Source organism: Streptomyces sp. NPDC042201, from assembly GCF_055582185.1.
The window spans coordinates 378231-395469 of record NZ_JBVJDS010000002.1 but is presented as its reverse complement, the minus strand read 5'-3'; the positions used below and the strand labels follow the sequence as shown (position 1 = coordinate 395469).

The 17239-nt window shown below is 68.6% G+C and carries 17 protein-coding genes; 4 read left to right on the top strand and 13 right to left on the bottom strand.

Annotated elements, in window-relative coordinates:
- Nucleotides 1–173 precede the first annotated feature (173 nt).
- On the top strand, nucleotides 174–746 hold the full coding sequence (locus ACZ6MZ_RS05685) for a cob(I)yrinic acid a,c-diamide adenosyltransferase (RefSeq protein ID WP_389788366.1): 573 nt from the start codon (nucleotides 174–176) through the stop codon (nucleotides 744–746).
- Nucleotides 747–801: 55 nt separating this feature from the next.
- On the opposite strand, the gene ACZ6MZ_RS05680 is transcribed toward ACZ6MZ_RS05685, so the two are convergent.
- Complete coding sequence (locus ACZ6MZ_RS05680; RefSeq protein ID WP_469350016.1) at nucleotides 802–1350, bottom strand: hypothetical protein; 549 nt, start codon at nucleotides 1348–1350, stop codon at nucleotides 802–804.
- A gap of 151 nt (nucleotides 1351–1501) precedes the next feature.
- Here ACZ6MZ_RS05680 and ACZ6MZ_RS05675 point away from each other — a divergent pair, with 151 nt between their 5' ends.
- From ACZ6MZ_RS05675 to ACZ6MZ_RS05665, 3 genes are all read left to right on the top strand, one after another.
- Nucleotides 1502–2695, top strand: a complete 1194-nt coding sequence (locus tag ACZ6MZ_RS05675; protein WP_384335550.1) for a sensor histidine kinase — start codon at nucleotides 1502–1504, stop codon at nucleotides 2693–2695.
- Nucleotides 2692–3342: a response regulator gene (locus ACZ6MZ_RS05670; protein WP_389788368.1), complete on the top strand. Its 651-nt coding sequence runs from the start codon at nucleotides 2692–2694 to the stop codon at nucleotides 3340–3342. Before ACZ6MZ_RS05675 ends, ACZ6MZ_RS05670 begins: the two co-directional genes overlap by 4 nt.
- A 254-nt stretch (nucleotides 3343–3596) precedes the next feature.
- Nucleotides 3597–5363: a glycosyl hydrolase family 18 protein gene (locus tag ACZ6MZ_RS05665; RefSeq protein ID WP_389676609.1), complete on the top strand. Its 1767-nt coding sequence runs from the start codon at nucleotides 3597–3599 to the stop codon at nucleotides 5361–5363.
- Between the two features lie 82 nt (nucleotides 5364–5445).
- On the opposite strand, the gene ACZ6MZ_RS05660 is transcribed toward ACZ6MZ_RS05665, so the two are convergent.
- The 12 genes from ACZ6MZ_RS05660 to ACZ6MZ_RS05605 form a co-directional block, all read right to left on the bottom strand.
- Complete coding sequence (locus ACZ6MZ_RS05660; protein WP_384186388.1) at nucleotides 5446–5892, bottom strand: DUF2550 domain-containing protein; 447 nt, start codon at nucleotides 5890–5892, stop codon at nucleotides 5446–5448.
- A gap of 134 nt (nucleotides 5893–6026) precedes the next feature.
- Nucleotides 6027–6401 carry a F0F1 ATP synthase subunit epsilon gene (locus ACZ6MZ_RS05655; RefSeq protein ID WP_389788369.1) on the bottom strand — a complete coding sequence of 125 codons (375 nt, stop codon included), beginning with the start codon at nucleotides 6399–6401 and terminating at the stop codon, nucleotides 6027–6029.
- A gap of 122 nt (nucleotides 6402–6523) precedes the next feature.
- Nucleotides 6524–7978, bottom strand: coding sequence for a F0F1 ATP synthase subunit beta (gene atpD / locus ACZ6MZ_RS05650; RefSeq protein WP_384335556.1), 1455 nt, complete (start codon nucleotides 7976–7978; stop codon nucleotides 6524–6526).
- Nucleotides 7978–8895 (bottom strand): F0F1 ATP synthase subunit gamma, encoded by a 918-nt coding sequence (locus ACZ6MZ_RS05645; RefSeq protein WP_384186379.1) that lies wholly within the window; start codon nucleotides 8893–8895, stop codon nucleotides 7978–7980. The genes atpD and ACZ6MZ_RS05645 overlap by 1 nt, the downstream gene beginning before the upstream one ends.
- A 20-nt stretch (nucleotides 8896–8915) precedes the next feature.
- Nucleotides 8916–10511: a F0F1 ATP synthase subunit alpha gene (gene atpA, locus ACZ6MZ_RS05640; RefSeq protein ID WP_389788370.1), complete on the bottom strand. Its 1596-nt coding sequence runs from the start codon at nucleotides 10509–10511 to the stop codon at nucleotides 8916–8918.
- 145 nt (nucleotides 10512–10656) lie between these two features.
- Nucleotides 10657–11472: a F0F1 ATP synthase subunit delta gene (locus ACZ6MZ_RS05635; protein ID WP_384186374.1), complete on the bottom strand. Its 816-nt coding sequence runs from the start codon at nucleotides 11470–11472 to the stop codon at nucleotides 10657–10659.
- On the bottom strand, nucleotides 11469–12023 hold the full coding sequence (locus ACZ6MZ_RS05630; RefSeq protein WP_384186371.1) for a F0F1 ATP synthase subunit B: 555 nt from the start codon (nucleotides 12021–12023) through the stop codon (nucleotides 11469–11471). The genes ACZ6MZ_RS05635 and ACZ6MZ_RS05630 overlap by 4 nt, the downstream gene beginning before the upstream one ends.
- 34 nt (nucleotides 12024–12057) lie before the next feature.
- Nucleotides 12058–12288: an ATP synthase F0 subunit C gene (gene atpE / locus ACZ6MZ_RS05625; protein WP_066950113.1), complete on the bottom strand. Its 231-nt coding sequence runs from the start codon at nucleotides 12286–12288 to the stop codon at nucleotides 12058–12060.
- A gap of 75 nt (nucleotides 12289–12363) precedes the next feature.
- The gene (atpB, locus tag ACZ6MZ_RS05620; RefSeq protein WP_469350385.1) at nucleotides 12364–13200 is read right to left on the bottom strand and encodes a F0F1 ATP synthase subunit A; all 837 of its coding nucleotides are present in this window, start codon (nucleotides 13198–13200) and stop codon (nucleotides 12364–12366) included.
- Between the two features lie 210 nt (nucleotides 13201–13410).
- Nucleotides 13411–13848, bottom strand: a complete 438-nt coding sequence (locus ACZ6MZ_RS05615; protein WP_384186367.1) for a hypothetical protein — start codon at nucleotides 13846–13848, stop codon at nucleotides 13411–13413.
- Nucleotides 13849–14122: 274 nt separating this feature from the next.
- A complete protein-coding gene (locus ACZ6MZ_RS05610) occupies nucleotides 14123–15454 on the bottom strand; it encodes an MraY family glycosyltransferase (RefSeq protein WP_389788376.1) in 1332 nt (443 codons plus the stop codon).
- A gap of 145 nt (nucleotides 15455–15599) precedes the next feature.
- Nucleotides 15600–16871 (bottom strand): serine hydroxymethyltransferase, encoded by a 1272-nt coding sequence (locus ACZ6MZ_RS05605; protein WP_469350011.1) that lies wholly within the window; start codon nucleotides 16869–16871, stop codon nucleotides 15600–15602.
- Nucleotides 16872–17239 lie beyond the last annotated feature (368 nt).

The window sequence follows — 17239 nt, the reverse complement described above, 5'->3', positions numbered from 1 at the left end:
ACGGACATCACACCGGCGGGGTCCATCAGGCGCCGCGTACCGCGTACTTGAGCACCGTTTCCCCCCGGATCTCTTCCATGTCGTCCATGGGGCCCCACCGCCCCCGCCCGGCACCGCGCCGAGTCTTCGGGCGCCACGCCTGCCACCAGGCGGGCGCGGCCTAGGCTGGCCGTATGGTCAATCTGACGCGTATCTACACCCGTACCGGCGACAAGGGCACGACGGCGCTCGGCGACATGAGCCGTACCGCCAAGACCGATCTGCGGATCTCCGCCTACGCCGACGCCAACGAGGCCAATGCCGCCATCGGTACGGCCATCGCCCTGGGGCAGCTTTCCGAGGAGGTCGTGAAGGTCCTCGTCCGCGTCCAGAACGACCTGTTCGACGTGGGCGCCGACCTGGCCACGCCGGTGGTGGAGAACCCGGAGTACCCGCCGCTGCGGGTCGAGCAGCCGTACATCGACAAGCTGGAGGCGGACTGCGACCGGTTCCTGGAGGAGCTGGAGAAGCTGCGCAGCTTCATCCTGCCCGGTGGTACGCCGGGGGCGGCGCTGCTGCACCAGGCCTGCACGGTGGTACGGCGTGCCGAGCGCTCGACCTGGTCGGCGTTCGAGGTCCACGGCGAGCTGATGAACCCGCTGACGGCGACGTATCTGAACCGTCTCTCCGACCTCCTGTTCATTCTCGCGCGGGTGGCGAACAAGGAGGTCGGAGACGTGCTGTGGGTGCCGGGCGGCGAGCGCTGAGCCGTGTTGGGCGGCGGGAGCCCGCAACGATCCGCCGGACCCGGCCTAGGCCGGGTCAGCGCTCCACGCGCGCCGGGGCCTTCTTCGGCCAGATCGCGTACGTCAGGGCGATCAGGCCGTGGATCCCGGCGGCCCGCACCGCGATGAGCTGCCAGTCGGTCAGCGGTCCGGTCCTGCTCGCGTCGCCCACGTACCAGATCGCGATCTGGAGCAGGCCGGCCGCGACCGCGGCGGCCAGGACCGTACGCAGCCACAGCGTGCCCTCGTGCTTCGCGCGGGCCAGGCCGAAGCGCGGCGGCTTCACCGGTGGCGGGCCGCCGGCGAAGCGGTGGGCGGCATGGCCGTCGATCCAGCTGATCGTGTAGTGGCCGTAGGCGACGGTGTAGCCGAGGTAGAGCGCGGCCAGGCCGTGTTTCCAGTCCGGCTCCGCGCCGTTCTTGAGGTCGATGGCCGTGGCGACCAGCAGGACGACCTCCAGCAGGGGCTCCAGCAGCAGGACGGCGGCGCCCGCGCGCGGCATCCCGGCCGGATAGCGCAGCGCCAGCCCGCCGGCCAGCAGAACCCAGAAGCCGGCCTCGCAGACGACGATCAGCGTGACGATCACGGCACTTCTCCCTCCGGTCCCCTCCAGCCTCCTGTCCTGAAGCCCCGCACACGTCGTCGTCAGTGACGAACCGTCACTGCATCCTTCGATGTACTCGCCTCTCCCCCGGTACGTGGAGGACGGTGCGTGGCGGGCCGTGTTTGATGGAGGGGTGACCGCTTCCCTCCGTCCGCACCGTGACGACGTACTGATCGCCGCGGCCGGCCTGCTCGGCGGCCTCGTCCTCTGGACACTCGGTGTGCACACCCAGGTGGGCGGACCACTGCCCGGTGCGTGGGCGCTGATACCGATGACCGTCCTGGCGGGGCTTGAACTGCTGCGCAGGACCGCGCCCCAGACCGCCCTGGTCCTCGGCACGCTCGGCCTGATCGCCGATCAGTTCACGGGCACCAGTCTCGCGACGGTGCTGATGTTCACGGACATCGTGTACGCGGCCGTGCTGTACGGGACGCCCGCCGCCGCCCGCCGTATCCCCTGGACCACCGCGCTGGTCACGGTCGCGGTGACGATCGGGTTCGCCGCGTGGTTCCGCTCGGCGGACGCCCTGCTGATCGGCGTGGTCACCGCGCTGATCAGCTTCGCCCCCGCCACCACCGGGGTACTGGTGCGCAACCACCGGGACGCCGCGGAGGCGGCCCGGCTGCGGGCCGAGCAGACCGCGCTGCTGGCCGAGATCGACCGGACCCAGGCGGTGACCGCGGAGCGCGCCAGGATGGCCCGTGAGCTGCATGACATGGTCGCCAACCATCTCTCGGCCATCGCGATCCACTCGACCGCCGCGCTCTCGCTGGACGACGCGCGGACCACGCGCGAGGCGCTCACCGTCATCCGGGAGAACAGCGTCGACGGGCTGGCCGAGATGCGCCGGCTGATCGGGCTGCTGCGGGACAGCGGGGACGACACGGAGCCCGCCGCCGCGCCGACGCTGGCCGCGCTCGACACGCTGCTGGAACAGGCCGGGACGAACGGCGCGTCCAGTGGGCTCACCTTCACCCTGGACGACAGGCGCGGCGCGGGGCCGAAGCTGCCCACGCCGGTCGAGCTGGCCGCGTACCGCATCGTCCAGGAGTCGCTGACCAATGCCCTCAAGCACGCGGCGCCCGGCCCGGTCGCCGTCGAACTGGACTGTTCGGAGGAGGCGTTGACCGTACGGATCGGGAGTCCTTTCGGCGACCGGTCAGGACCGCGCGCGCCGGGGTCCGGCGCCGGTCTGGTCGGGATGCGGGAGCGGGCCGCGCTGCTCGACGGCGTGTTCGAGGCCGGTCCCGCCGGCACCGGTGACGGCGGCACGATCTGGCAGGTACGGGCAGAACTGCCCGTCGGGGAAGGGCGGGGGACGGTATGACGATCCGGGTTCTGGTCGCCGAGGACCAGGCGTCGGTGCGCGCGGGGCTGGTGCTCATCCTGCGCAGCGCGCGGGACATCGAGGTCGTCGGGGAGGCCGCGGACGGCGCGGAGGCGGTCGTCCTGGCCCGGGAACTGCGGCCCGATCTGGTGCTGATGGATGTGCAGATGCCCCGGCTCGACGGGGTGTCGGCGACCCGGCAGGTGGTCGCGGAGGGGCTCGCGGAGGTGCTGGTGCTGACGACGTTCGATCTGGACGAGTACGTCTTCGGGGCGCTGCGGGCCGGGGCGGCGGGCTTTCTGCTCAAGAACGCCGAGGCCGGGGATCTGCTCACGGCGGTACGGACGGTGGCGCGCGGCGAGGGTCTGATCGCCCCGGCCGTCACCCGCCGGCTGATCGCCGAATTCGCGGCGCCGAAGCCCGTACGAGCCGTGAACGCGCCCGTTCCCGCGGCGCTGGACGCGCTCACGCGCCGGGAGCGTGAAGTGCTCTCCTGCCTGGGTGAAGGGCTGTCGAACGCCGAGATCGCGGTCCGGCTCGGGATGGCAGAGGCGACGGTGAAAACGCATGTCAGCAGGGTTCTCGGCAAGCTGGGGCTGCGCAGCCGGCTGCAAGCCGCCGTCCTCGCTCAGGAGTTGGGTATCTGACCGGTGCGCACCCGCCCGGCGCCCCAACCGGCCCGCCTTTGGTCTGGACCTATTGACGAGTGGTCCAGACCTTCCTACTCTCACCGCACACGCTGCGGTGAGCCGTCGCAGGGTGAGCAGTGCACGGACCACCCCCGGATTGTCCGGTACTCACCTGAGGAGCACGCTTGAACACCCAACCCATCCTCCGCAGACCCCGATTCAGATCCAGAACCGTCGCGGGCCTTACCGCGCTGCTGCTTCCGCTGGCAGCCATGGTGGGACTGGCCAGCCCCGCGGAGGCCGCCACCTCGGCGACCGCCACCTACAGCAAGGCCTCCGACTGGGGCACGGGCTTCGAGGGCAAGTGGACGGTGAAGAACACCGGCACCACGAGCATCGCCTCCTGGACCGTGGAGTGGGACTTCCCCTCCGGCACGGCCGTCACCTCCGGCTGGGACGCCGACATCACCGGCGCGGCCAACCACTGGACCGCCAAGAACAAGACCTGGAACGGCACCCTCGCCCCCGGCGCCTCGGTCAGCTTCGGCTTCAACGGCACCGGTACGGGATCCCCGTCCGGCTGCAAGCTGAACGGCGCGTCGTGCGACGGCGGACCCAGCGTCCCCGGCGACAACCCGCCCTCCGCCCCCGGCACCCCGACCGCCAGCGAGATCACCAACACCTCGGCGAAGCTGAGCTGGACCGCGGCGACGGACGACAAGGGCATCAAGAACTACGACGTCCTGCGGGACGGCGCGAAGATCGCCACGGTCACCGGTACGACGTACACCAACACCGGTCTGACCGCGGGCACCGACTACTCGTACACCGTCCAGGCGCGTGACACGGCCGACCAGACGGGGCCGGTCAGCGGTTCCCGCGCGGTCCGCACCACCGGCGGTGGCGGCGGTGAACCTCCCACGGGCGGCAAGGTCAAGCTCGGTTACTTCACCGAGTGGGGCGTCTACGACCGGAACTACCACGTCAAGAACCTGGTGACGTCCGGTTCCGCGTCCAAGATCACGCACATCAACTACTCGTTCGGCAATGTCACCGGCGGCAAGTGCGTCATGGGTGACAGCTACGCGGCGACCGACAAGGCGTACACCGCCGACCAGGCCGTCGACGGCGTCGCCGACACCTGGGACCAGCCGCTGCGCGGCAACTTCAACCAGCTGCGCAAGCTCAAGGCGAAGAACCCGAACATCAAGGTCCTCTGGTCCTTCGGCGGCTGGACCTGGTCCGGCGGCTTCCCGGACGCCGTGAAGAACCCGACGGCCTTCGCGCAGTCCTGCTACGACCTGGTGGAGGACCCCCGCTGGGCCGATGTCTTCGACGGCATCGACCTGGACTGGGAGTACCCGAACGCCTGTGGTCTGTCCTGTGACACCAGCGGCGCCGCGTCCTTCAAGAACATGATGCAGGCCATGCGCGCCAAGTTCGGCGCGAGCAACCTGGTCACCGCGGCCGTCACGGCGGACGCGTCGGCCGGCGGCAAGATCGACAAGGTCGACTACGCGGGAGCAGCCCAGTACATGGACTGGTTCAACGTGATGACCTACGACTTCTTCGGCGCCTTCGCCGCGCAGGGCCCGACGGCTCCGCACTCCCCGCTCACCTCGTACCCGGGCATCCCGCAGGCGGGCTTCAACTCCGCCGAGGCGATAGCCAAGTTCAAGGCGCAGGGCGTGCCGGCCAAGAAGCTGCTGCTCGGCATCGGCTTCTACGGGCGCGGCTGGACCGGCGTGACCCAGGCCGCCCCGGGCGGCACCGCGACCGGCGCCGCGCCGGGCACGTACGAGGCGGGCATCGAGGACTACAAGGTCCTCAAGAACACCTGCCCGCCCACCGGCACCATCGCCGGCACCTCGTACGCCAAGTGCGGCACCAACTGGTGGAGCTACGACACCCCGGCCACCATCACGTCCAAGATGGCCTGGGCGAACCAGCAGGGCCTGGGAGGCGCGTTCTTCTGGGACTTCACCGGTGACACCGCCAACGGCGAGCTGGTGACCGCGATCAACAACGGGCTCGGATAGCCGTCAGCGCTCAGAGATGACAGAGATGAAGGGGGCGGCGCCCGAGCGCCGCCCCCTTCATCACGTCCCGGAGAGACCGGGGTCAGGCCACATTCACACGCTGTCCGGGCGGCGCCGCTTCGAGCCAGGCGAGAAAGCCGGTGAGCGCGTCGTCGCTCATGGCCAGCTCGAGGCGGACCCCGCGGTGCAGACAGCCGAGGACGACCGCGTCGGAGAGCAGCGCCAGCTCCTCCTCGCCGTGGGGCGCCCGGCGGGCCAGCACCTCGATCGCGGAGCGCTCCAGGGTGCGGCGCGGCCGCGGGGCGTAGGAGAAGACCCGGAACCAGTTGATCCGGTCCCCGTTGTAGCGGGCGACGCCGTACACCCAGCCCTTGCCGGAGAGATCGGTCTCCTCCGGCACGTTCCAGCGCAGACTGCAGTCGAAGGTCCCGCCCGAGCGCTGAATCAGCCGCCGGCGCAGACCGAAGACGAAAAGCCCCACCGCAACCAGCACGACGACCAGTCCGCATACGAGCAGAGCGAGGACCATCAACACCGACCTCCTCGCCTCATCCAGTACCGGACCAAGAACCGCACCTGCACCTGCATCGCCTCAGCCGCGACCCGGTCCGGAGAGTCCGGAACGGGCCGCGGCTGAGGTTGAATCCATTGCGAAAGCAGCGCTTAACGCACCGCCACCGCTCGCAGCCGGACGTCGGCGCGCCGCTCGGCGGCGTCGTCGTCGCCCGACTTGGCGCGCTCCAGCGCATGCTCCGCGCGCTGGGTGTCGATCTCATCCGCGAGCTCGGCGATCTCCGCCAGCAGCGAAAGCTTGTTGTCGGCGAAGGAGATGAAGCCGCCGTGCACAGCGGCGACGACCGTTCCACCTTCACTCGTACGGATGGTCACAGGGCCCGACTCCAGCACACCGAGAAGCGGCTGGTGACCGGGCATGACGCCGATGTCGCCGGACGCGGTGCGCGCGACGACCAGGGTGGCCTCGCCGGACCAGACACTGCGGTCCGCGGCGACCAGCTCGACATGCAGCTCAGCAGCCATGGGTGGCTCCTCGGGTCACCACCCGGCTGTTCGGCCGGGTGTTGGGCTTAATTCTATGGGGTGGCGATGAGAGCGTCGGAGGGGGGCGGGACGAACCCGCCCCCCTCCGTGAACCGAACGGTTCAGGAGACGCCGAGCTCCTTGGCGTTGGCCTTGAGGTCCTCAATGCCACCGCACATGAAGAACGCCTGCTCGGGGAAGTGGTCGTACTCACCGTCGCAGATCGAGTTGAACGCGGTGATCGACTCGTCGAGCGGTACGTCCGAACCCTCCACGCCGGTGAACTGCTTGGCGACGTGGGTGTTCTGCGACAGGAAGCGCTCGACGCGACGGGCACGGTGGACAACGAGCTTGTCCTCCTCGCCCAGCTCGTCGATACCGAGGATCGCGATGATGTCCTGGAGGTCCTTGTACTTCTGCAGGATTCCCTTGACACGGGTCGCCGTGTCGTAGTGGTCCTGCGCGATGTAGCGCGGGTCCAGGATCCGGGACGTGGAGTCCAGCGGGTCCACGGCCGGGTAGATGCCCTTCTCGGAGATCGGACGGGAGAGCACCGTCGTCGCGTCGAGGTGGGCGAAGGTGGTGGCCGGAGCCGGGTCGGTCAGGTCGTCCGCGGGGACGTAGATCGCCTGCATCGAGGTGATCGAGTGACCGCGGGTCGAGGTGATGCGCTCCTGCAGGAGACCCATCTCGTCCGCCAGGTTCGGCTGGTAACCCACCGCGGACGGCATACGGCCGAGCAGGGTGGACACCTCGGAACCGGCCTGGGTGTACCGGAAGATGTTGTCGATGAAGAAGAGCACGTCCTGCTTCTGCACATCGCGGAAGTACTCCGCCATGGTCAGACCGGCCAGCGCGACGCGCAGACGGGTGCCCGGGGGCTCGTCCATCTGACCGAAGACAAGCGCCGTCTTGTCGATGACGCCGGACTCGGCCATCTCCTCGATGAGGTCGTTGCCCTCACGGGTACGCTCACCGACGCCCGCGAACACCGACACACCGTCGTGGTTGTTGGCGACGCGGTAGATCATTTCCTGGATCAGCACGGTCTTGCCGACACCGGCACCACCGAACAGACCGATCTTGCCGCCCTTGACGTACGGGGTCAGCAGGTCGATGACCTTGACGCCGGTCTCGAACATCTCGGTCTTGGACTCGAGCTGGTCGAAGGCCGGGGCCTTGCGGTGGATCGGCCAGCGCTCGGTGATCTCCGACTCGGCCTCGGGCTTGTTCAGGATCTCACCGAGGGTGTTGAACACCTTGCCCTTGGTGATATCGCCGACCGGCACCGTGATGCCGTTGCCCGTGTCGGTCACCGGGGCCTGGCGGACCAGACCGTCGGTGGGCTGCATCGAGATGGCGCGGACCACACCGTCACCCAGGTGCTGGGCGACCTCCAGGGTCAGCTTCTTGATCTTGCCGTCCTCGGCCGGGTCGGCCACCTCGACGGTCAGTGCGTTGTAGATGTCCGGCATCGCGTCGACGGGGAACTCCACGTCGACAACCGGGCCGATGACCCGCGCGACACGGCCAGTGGCCACGCCGGCAGGAGCGGTCGGCTCAACAGTGGTGGTCATTATTTGTCACTCCCCGCGGTCGCGTCGGCCAGGGCGCTGGCGCCACCGACGATCTCGCTGATTTCCTGGGTGATTTCGGCCTGGCGGGCCGCGTTGGCAAGCCGGGAGAGCGTCTTGATGAGCTCTCCGGCGTTGTCGGTCGCCGACTTCATCGCGCGGCGGGTGGCAGCGTGCTTGGAAGCAGCGGCCTGGAGCAGCGCGTTGTAGATACGGCTCTCGACGTAGCGCGGCAGCAGAGCGTCGAGGACGTCCTCCGCCGACGGCTCGAAGTCGAACAGCGGAAGGATCTCGCCCTTCGTACCGGACTCTTCAGCCGCCTGCTCGAGGCTGAGGGGCAGCAGCCGGTTCTGCACCGGCGTCTGCGTCAGCATCGAGACGAACTCGGTGAAGACGATGTGGAGCTCGTCCACGCCGCCCTCGGCCGTGTCCTGCTGGACGGCCGCGATCAGGGGCGCCGCGACCTCCTTGGCGTCCGCGTACGTCGGGTTGTCGGTGAAGCCGCTCCACGAGTCCGTGACCTTGCGCTCACGGAAGCCGTAGTAGGCGACACCCTTGCGGCCGACGATGTACGTGTCGACCTCCTTGCCCGCAGCGCGGAGCCGCCCGGAGAGCTGCTCCGCCGCCTTGATGGCGTTCGAGGAGTAGCCGCCGGCCAGACCGCGGTCGCTCGTGATGAGCAGGACCGCGGCGCGTACCGGTGACTCCACCTCGGTGGTCAGCGGGTGCTTGGTCGTCGATCCCGTCGCCACCGCGGTGACCGCGCGGGTCAGCTCGGTCGCGTACGGCGTGGAGGCCGCCACCTGGCGCTGCGCCTTGACGATGCGCGAGGCGGCGATCATCTCCATCGCCTTGGTGATCTTCTTGGTCGCGGTGACGGATTTGATGCGACGCTTGTAGACCCGGAGCTGGGCTCCCATGAGTCAGGTCCCTTCCGTCGTCACTTGGAGACGTTGGCGGCCGGCGCGTCGTCGCCCAGGAGCTTGCCGTCCGAGGTCTCGAACTGCCGCTTGAAGGCGGTGATGGCGTCCGCGACGGACTGCAGCGTGTCGTCGGACATCTTGCCGCCCTCGGCGATGCTGCTGAGCAGTTCCTTGCGCTCGCGGCGCAGGTACTCCAGCAGCTCGGTCTCGAAGCGACGGATGTCGTTGACCGGTACGTCGTCCATCTTGCCGGTGGTGCCGGCCCAGACGGAGACGACCTGCTCCTCCACCGGATACGGCGAGTACTGCGGCTGCTTCAGCAGCTCGACCATGCGCTTACCGCGCTCCAGGGACGCCTTGGAGGCCGCGTCCAGGTCGGAGCCGAAGGACGCGAACGCCTCCAGCTCGCGGTACTGGGCGAGGTCCACACGCAGTCGGCCGGAGACCTGCTTCATGGCCTTGTGCTGGGCGGAGCCACCGACTCGGGAGACCGAGATACCGACGTTCAGCGCGGGCCGCTGGCCGGCGTTGAACAGGTCGGACTCCAGGAAGCACTGTCCGTCGGTGATGGAGATGACGTTGGTCGGGATGAACGCCGACACGTCGTTGGCCTTCGTCTCGACGATCGGGAGACCCGTCATCGAACCGGCGCCCATCGCGTCGGAGAGCTTGGCGCAACGCTCCAGCAGACGCGAGTGCAGGTAGAAGACGTCGCCCGGGTAGGCCTCACGGCCCGGCGGACGGCGCAGCAGCAGGGACACGGCGCGGTAGGCGTCGGCCTGCTTCGAAAGGTCGTCGAAGATGATCAGGACGTGCTTGCCCTGGTACATCCAGTGCTGGCCGATGGCCGAGCCGGTGTACGGCGCCAGGTACTTGAAGCCGGCCGGGTCGGACGCGGGGGCGGCCACGATCGTCGTGTACTCGAGCGCGCCGGCCTCCTCCAGGGCACCGCGCACGGACGCGATGGTGGAGCCCTTCTGGCCGATGGCGACGTAGATGCAGCGGACCTGCTTCTTCGTGTCGCCCGAGCGCCAGTTGTCGCGCTGGTTGATGATCGTGTCAACGGCCAGCGCGGTCTTGCCGGTCTGCCGGTCACCGATGATCAGCTGACGCTGGCCACGGCCGATCGGCACCATGGCGTCGACAGCCTTGTAGCCGGTCTGCATCGGCTCGTGGACCGACTTACGGACCATGACGCCCGGGGCCTGCAGCTCCAGGGCGCGGCGTCCTTCGGTCTCGATCTCGCCGAGTCCGTCGATCGGGGTGCCGAGCGGGTCGACGACGCGACCCAGGTAGCCCTCGCCGACAGCGACGGAGAGGACCTCGCCGGTACGGGTGACCGACTGTCCCTCCTCGATACCGCTGAACTCACCGAGGATGATCGAACCGATCTCGCGCTCCTCGAGGTTGAGGGCGAGACCGAGGGTGCCGTCCTCGAACTTCAGCAGCTCGTTCGCCATGGCCGAGGGGAGACCCTCGACCTTGGCGATGCCATCTCCGGCCACGCTGACCGTACCGACCTCCTCGCGCGAGGCCGCGTCCGGCTTGTACGACTGGACAAAGTTCTCCAGCGCGTCCCGGATCTCCTCCGGCCGGATCGTGAGCTCCGCCATCTGGGTTCCCTGCTCTCCTTGTTGGGCCCGAAGTTTCTTTGGGGGTCTGCGTATCTCGGGGTCTGGGGGCGACCCCCAGGAATCTTCTGCAATCTCTGCACGGCCCAACCGGGCCGCTCGTCTTGCTCTGTTCTGTTGCCGGCGGTCAGCCGGCGAGCCGCCGTGCCGCGTCTTCGAGACGTTCCGCGACGGTGCCGTTGATGACCTCGTCGCCGACCCGCACCGAGATCCCGCCGAGGACCTCGGGGTCCACGTCCAGATTCAGGTGCATGGGGTGGCCGTACAGCTTCGCCAGAGCGGCGCCGAGGCGCTGCTTCTGTCCGTCCGTGAGGGGCACCGCCGAGGTGACGACAGCGACCATGCGGTCCCTGCGCGCCGCGGCGAGCCGGGACAGGGTCTGGAGACCCGCTTCCAGGCTACGTCCCCGGGGCTGTGTCACAAGACGCACTACCAGGCGTTCCGTGGCCGGATTGGCCCGGCCGCCCAGCAGGCTGTGCAGCAGCGTGGTCTTGGCGGAGACCGTCGCCGACCGGTCGGTCAGCGCGGCACGCAGCTCGGTGCTGGACTCGACGATCCGGCCGAACCGGAACAGCTCGTCCTCCACGTCGTCGAGCGCGCCGGACCGCTCCGCGGCGGTGAGCTCGGCGGTGGCCGCCAGCTCCTCCACCGAGTCGACCAGGTCACGCGGCTGCGACCAGCGGGAACGCACCATGCCGGAGATCAGGTCGACGGCCGGGCCGCCCACCTGGCCGTTCAGCAGCCGCGCCGCCAGCTCGGCCTTGGCCTCGCCGGCCTGGGCCGGGTCGGTCAGGACCCGGCGCAGCGACACCTCGCGGTGGAGCAGCGCGGTAACGGCGGCCAGCTCGTCGGCGAGCTTCTCGGCGTCGACCGACGTGTTGTCGGTCAGCGCGTCGAGGCGCTCACGGGCGGCGGCCAGTGCCTCGCGGCTCGCACCGTTCATCGCGTGGCCTCGGCCTTCGCAGCGCCGTCCTCAAGCTCGTCGAGGAAGCGGTCGATGGTGCGGCTCTGCCGGGCGTGGTCCTCAAGGGATTCACCGACGAGCTTGCCTGCCAGTTCGGTGGCGAGCTTGCCCACGTCCTGGCGCAGCGCGCTGGCCGCGGCCTTGCGGTCGGCCTCGATCTGGGTGTGACCGGCGGCGATGATCTCTTCGCGCTGCCGCTGGCCTTCCGCTTTCATCTCCTGGATGATCACGGTGCCCTGCTCGGTCGCCTCCTGGCGGAGACGGGCGGCCTCGTGCCGGGCCTCGGCGAGCTGCGCCTTGTACTGCTCAAGGACGCTCTGGGCCTCGGTCTTGGCGGCGTCGGCCTTCTCGATACCGCCCTCGATGGCCTCGCGTCGCTCGTCCAGAACCTTGTTGATGTTCGGGAGAAGCTTCTTGGCAAGGAAGCCGAAGACGATGACGAAGGCGAGCAGGCCGATGACGAGCTCGGGAATCGGCGGAATGAGAGGACTCTGCAACTCCTCAGCCGCGATAGTGAGCAACGGGCTCATATCAGTGCCTTTCGTCTAGTGGGCTGGTCGTGAATCAGATCCCGTAGACGAACGGCATGACCAGGCCGATGAGGGCGAGCGCCTCACAGAAGGCGAAGCCAAGGATCTGGTTGGTACGGATCAGACCGGCAGCCTCGGGCTGACGGGCGAGGGCCTGGGTGCCGTTACCGAAGATGATGCCGACGCCGACGCCGGGACCAATGGCGGCCAGGCCGTAGCCGATGGAGCCGAGCGAACCGGATACGGCGGCAAGAGTCTGGGACATGCCAGTTCTTCCTTCTCTTTCACGGACCGGTGGGGGTTGGCCACCGGACGTCTGGGGGTCTGAGGGGGAGGGCGATCAGTGGTTCTCGGCGAGCGCGCCCTGGATGTAGGTGCAGGTCAGGAGCACGAATACGTACGCCTGAAGCGCCTGGATGAAGAGCTCGAAGGCGGTCATCACGAGAACCATCACGAACGAGACGCCGGCGTACGCGATCCCGATGCCGTTCAGCAGGTACCAGCTGGCGATCGTGAAGAGCAGCAGCAGCGTGTGGCCCGCGAACATGTTCGCGAAGAGTCGCACCGCGTGCGTGAACGGCCGGACCAGCAGGTTCGAGAAGAACTCGATGACCATGGCCAGCGGCAGAACCGGGCCGAGCGACTTGTCGTAGCCGGTGAAGTTCTTGAAGGCGCCGACGAAGCCGTGCCGCTTGAAGGTCAGCGACACCCACAGGACGTAGACGATCGCCGCCAGCGCCGCCGGATAGGCGATGATCGCCGTCACCGGGAACTGAGCGACCGGGACGATCGACCAGAGGTTCATGATCCAGACGAAGAAGAACAGCGAGACGACCAGCGGTACGTACTTCTCGCCCTCCTTCTTGCCGATGACCTCGTAGACGACGCCTCGGCGTACGAAGTCGTAGCCGGCCTCGGCCACCATCTGAAGCTTGCCCGGGACAACCTTCGGCTTACGGAAAGCGGCCCAGAAGAAGCCGACGATGACGATCGAGCCGAGCAGCGCCAGCAGCATCGTTTTGTTGAAGTACAAGCTGCTGTCCGCGTTGCCGACAATCGGCTCGAACAGGAACGAGTGCAGGCCGGGTGCCGGGAAGCCACATCCTTCGAAGATGTGGCAATCGGTCTCGAAGGCGAGCACCTGCGTCGGGTCAGCACTCACCGCGGGCTCCTTCAGCATGGCGCATAGGTACGGCAACCTCGTTGTGTCGGCGCGGCGCGCAGCCGCGGTTCGGCACTGGACTGGTGTGACGGATGTGAGGACGGCGGTCGGGCGTTGAGCCTCGCGTGAGAACAGGCGTCAGCTCGGATGCCCGCGCCCGCAATGCCGCAGTTGGCACCGGACGATAGCAGGATCTCGAACGAGTACTTATCCCGGCCCTACTCCTCACGTCGACGACCCCGTCTTCTCGGCCGCGTTGGCCTTCGAGGACTCGGGTTCGACGTAAAGAATCTTGGCCTTCATGTGCGCACGGGCCTGAGCTGCGACCCAGACGAGGGTCGCCACAACGAGCGTGAGGGCAAAGGCCTTCGGGTTGAACAGCGTGGTGTTCTTGAAAGCGGCCACGAAGATGAAGAGCAGCAACAGCTGGGCCGTGTAGAGCATCAGGCCCATCGCCTGGAACAAGTGCGGCAGTGACTTCGCCACCCACTGGAGCACCACGAGCCCGATCCCCATGAAGAGGATGACCACCAGCGCACCGACAGCGGCGCCCAGAGCTCCCTTCCCGCCCGCGAGCACACCACCGGTCACCGCGGCGATGACGCCGACGGCAGCAGTGGGTACGGCGGTGTGAAGGAGGTTCCGGACGTCGTTGGACGGCATGGCGGCAGCTCCGCTGACTGGGTGGGGCAGATGGTGTCGTCATGGACGAGCGTATGCCCGGTCCGAGAGAAGGTTTCTCGGGCCAACGGACCGTCGCACTACGGTCCTTCGGCTCTGTCGCCGGGTCTCGTGAACAGTATCACAAACTATTTGATGAGGTCTTTACCAAGGGCGTGTGCTGACTGTCACACATGAGAGTTACTTCGCGCGTGTGTGCAGGACGCCACAGCATCTTGTCTGGTATTGGGCCTCGATGAGAGAAATGGCCGAACGGTCAGTGCCGCGAACCGGCCTTCCGTCGGTCGGGAAGACGCGAACGAGCGCCCAGGGCGGTCGCCCCGTTGACGCCGGCGGGAACAGGCGTGCGCTCCTCGATCATCTCCTGGGGTGCGCGGGCGAGTCCGGGCGTGGGCTCCTCGTACGTCTCCTCCTGCCGCCGGCGGCGCCGGTAGCGCGGCGGCACAACGGCCTGTGCCCAGAGCGGAGCCCGCGGCGTGAAGCGCGGCAGCAGCAGAAGCACCAGGCCCACCGCGCTCAGCGCGACGACGGTCAGCACGATCCACATCGACGTCGAGTGCACCGAGTAGCCGACGACACCGAACGCGATCAGCGCCGACCAGAAGTACATGATCAGGACGGACCTGCTGTGCGAGTGCCCGATCTCCAGCAGCCGGTGATGGAGGTGGCCCCGGTCGGCGGCGAACGGCGACTGGCCGTTCCAGGTACGGCGCACGACCGCGAGCACCAGGTCGGCGAACGGGATCGCGATGATCGTCAGCGGCAGCAGCAGCGGGATGAAGACCGGCAGCGCCGCGTGCGTGGCCTCGCGGGTGGAGCCCTCGAAGACAGCCAGGACGTCCAGGTCGACCTGACCGGTCACCGAGATCGCGCCCGCCGCGAGCACCAGACCGATCAGCATCGATCCCGAGTCGCCCATGAAGATCCGGGCGGGATGCATGTTGTGCGGCAGGAACCCGACGCACATGCCCATCAGGATGGCGGCGAAGAGCGTCGCGGGAGCGGCCGCCTCCAGGCCGTACCCGTACCAGAGCCGGTACGTGTACAGGAAGAAGGCCGCGGCGGCGATGCAGACCATGCCCGCCGCAAGGCCGTCGAGACCGTCCACGAAGTTGACCGCGTTGATGGTGATCACGACCAGGGCGACGGTCAGCAGGGTGCCCTGTCCCGAGGTCAGCGAGACCATGCCGATACCGGGCACCGGGATCCACAGGATCGTCAGACCCTGCATCACCATCACACCGGCGGCGATCATCTGCGCGCCGAGCTTGATCAGGGCGTCGATCTCGAACTTGTCGTCCAGGACACCGATCAGCCAGATCAGGGCGGCGCCGGAGAGCAGCGCGCGCGGCTCGTTGGACAACTCGAAGACCCCGTTGAGGTTCTGCAGGTTGTCCGCCACGAGCAGTCCGGCGCACAGGCCGAAGAACATGGCGATGCCGCCGAGTCTCGGCGTCGGTTCGCGGTGAACGTCACGCGCACGGATCTCCGGCATCGCGCCGGTCGCGATGGCGAACTTCCGCACCGGGCCGGTCAGCAGATAAGTCACCGCAGCCGTCACACAGAGCGTCAGCAGGTAATCACGCACGGGCTGCCCCACAGGAATCGCTGGCCATCTCAGCCCCACACACTAGCCCGCGTCGGACCCACCGTTGGATACCGAGTCGCCATATGAGCCAGGACGGGGAAATGAGAGAGATAGTCGCACGGCTTCCCGCCGGCAGTCATTTCATTCAGGAAACGGTTCCATACGGCGGAAACCGCCGCACGAGTTCCCTTACATCCGCGCGGGCTCCACGCGCCTCCTCCGCGTCCTCGCGCAGCGCCGAGGCGAAGAGGGCCGCGATCCGCGCCATTTCGGCCTCTCGCATGCCCTGAGTGGTCGTGGCGGCGGTGCCCAGCCGGATCCCGCGCCCCTCCGTGTACGGCAGCGCGCAGGTGTCCAGCACGATGCCCGCGGCCGCGAGCCGGCCACGGGCCGCTCTGCCGTCCACACCCAGTGGTGCCGGATCGGCCGTAATCAGATGGGTGTCGGTACCGTCCGTGGTGATCCGGAGACCCTCCGCGGCCAAAGCGTCCGCGAGCACCCGTGCGTTGGCGACGACCTGATGGGCGTACGCCGTGAACCCGGGGGTCGCCGCCTCGCCGAAGCCGACAGCTTTGGCGGCAATGGCGTTCATCTGCGCCCCGCCCTGCGTGAACGGGAACACCGCGCGGTCGACCCGCTCCGCGTACTCCGCGCCGCAGAGGATCATCCCGCCGCGGGGACCGCGCAGCACCTTGTGTGTCGTCGCACACACGATGTCGGCGTACGGCACCGGATTGGGCGCCGCTCCCCCGGCAACCAGCCCGATCGGGTGCGCGGCGTCGGCGATCAGATACGCGCCGACACCATCGGCGATCACCCGGAACGCCTCGTAGTCGATGTGCCGGGGGTACGAGATCGAGCCGCAGACGATGGCCTTCGGGCGGTGCGCCCGCGCCAGCCGCCGCACCTGCGCGTAGTCGATGCGGCCGGTCCCGGCGTCGACGCCGTACCCGACGAAGTCGAACCAGCGGCCGGAGAAGTTGACCGGTGCGCCGTGGGTGAGATGACCGCCGTACGGCAGCCCCATCGCGAGCACCGTGTCCCCGGGCCTCAGCAGCGCGGCGTACGCGGCCAGCACGGCGGAGGAGCCGGAGTGCGGCTGTACGTTGGCGTGCTCGGCGCCGAAGAGCGTCTGCGCCCGCCCGACGGCGATCCGCTCCGCGGCGTCGACCAGCTCGCAGCCGCCGTGGTGGCGGGCGCCGGGGTAGCCCTCGGCGTACTTGTTGGCGAGCGGGGAGCCGAGGGCGGCGAGGACGGCGGGCGAGGTGAAGTTCTCGGCGGCGATGAGCTGGAGGCTGTCGCTCTGCCGGTGGGCCTCGCCGAGGACCACTTCGGCCATCTCGGGATCCTGCCGGAGCAGCGCGTCCGGGTCGGCCCAGGGGGTGCTGGCGGATGGCGCGGTGACGACGACCGGCATGGCGGGCTCCCACCTCGGAGGGGGTGCGTGCTTTCCAATGTAGGCGGGTGCGGTTGCCGGTGCGCGGCGCGGGTGGTGCGGGTGCGGGTGCCGATGCGCGGCGCGGGTGGTGCGGGTGCGAGGCCGGTCGTCGTGGGTGCGGGGGGCGCGGGCTCCGGAGGTGTGTGTCCGGACTGCATGATTTACGGCGCCGTGCGGCTCGTTTGTCGGGTGCGGCTTGTGTGCGCCGACAAATCACGCTTTACGTCCGGACACACACCTCCTGCGCCCCCACCCCCCTCCCGCCGGTGGCCCACCAACCCGCTCGGCCCCGCCTGGGGAAAGTGGGGACACGCGCGCCCATGGCACAAGGGCCGCTGCCTCCGTAT

Excerpts from the sequence above, each read along its gene's own strand:
- ACZ6MZ_RS05685 (WP_389788366.1), top strand. The coding sequence starts at position 174 with ATGGTCAATCTGACGCGTATCTACACCCGTACCGGCGACAAGGGCACG.
- ACZ6MZ_RS05670 (WP_389788368.1), top strand. The coding sequence starts at position 2,692 with ATGACGATCCGGGTTCTGGTCGCCGAGGACCAGGCGTCGGTGCGCGCG.
- ACZ6MZ_RS05665 (WP_389676609.1), top strand. The coding sequence starts at position 3,597 with ATGGTGGGACTGGCCAGCCCCGCGGAGGCCGCCACCTCGGCGACCGCC.
- ACZ6MZ_RS05660 (WP_384186388.1), bottom strand. The coding sequence starts at position 5,892 with ATGGTCCTCGCTCTGCTCGTATGCGGACTGGTCGTCGTGCTGGTTGCG.
- ACZ6MZ_RS05655 (WP_389788369.1), bottom strand. The coding sequence starts at position 6,401 with ATGGCTGCTGAGCTGCATGTCGAGCTGGTCGCCGCGGACCGCAGTGTC.
- atpD (WP_384335556.1), bottom strand. The coding sequence starts at position 7,978 with ATGACCACCACTGTTGAGCCGACCGCTCCTGCCGGCGTGGCCACTGGC.
- ACZ6MZ_RS05645 (WP_384186379.1), bottom strand. The coding sequence starts at position 8,895 with ATGGGAGCCCAGCTCCGGGTCTACAAGCGTCGCATCAAATCCGTCACC.
- atpA (WP_389788370.1), bottom strand. The coding sequence starts at position 10,511 with ATGGCGGAGCTCACGATCCGGCCGGAGGAGATCCGGGACGCGCTGGAG.
- ACZ6MZ_RS05635 (WP_384186374.1), bottom strand. The coding sequence starts at position 11,472 with ATGAACGGTGCGAGCCGCGAGGCACTGGCCGCCGCCCGTGAGCGCCTC.
- ACZ6MZ_RS05630 (WP_384186371.1), bottom strand. The coding sequence starts at position 12,023 with ATGAGCCCGTTGCTCACTATCGCGGCTGAGGAGTTGCAGAGTCCTCTC.
- atpE (WP_066950113.1), bottom strand. The coding sequence starts at position 12,288 with ATGTCCCAGACTCTTGCCGCCGTATCCGGTTCGCTCGGCTCCATCGGC.
- ACZ6MZ_RS05615 (WP_384186367.1), bottom strand. The coding sequence starts at position 13,848 with ATGCCGTCCAACGACGTCCGGAACCTCCTTCACACCGCCGTACCCACT.
- ACZ6MZ_RS05605 (WP_469350011.1), bottom strand. The coding sequence starts at position 16,871 with ATGCCGGTCGTCGTCACCGCGCCATCCGCCAGCACCCCCTGGGCCGAC.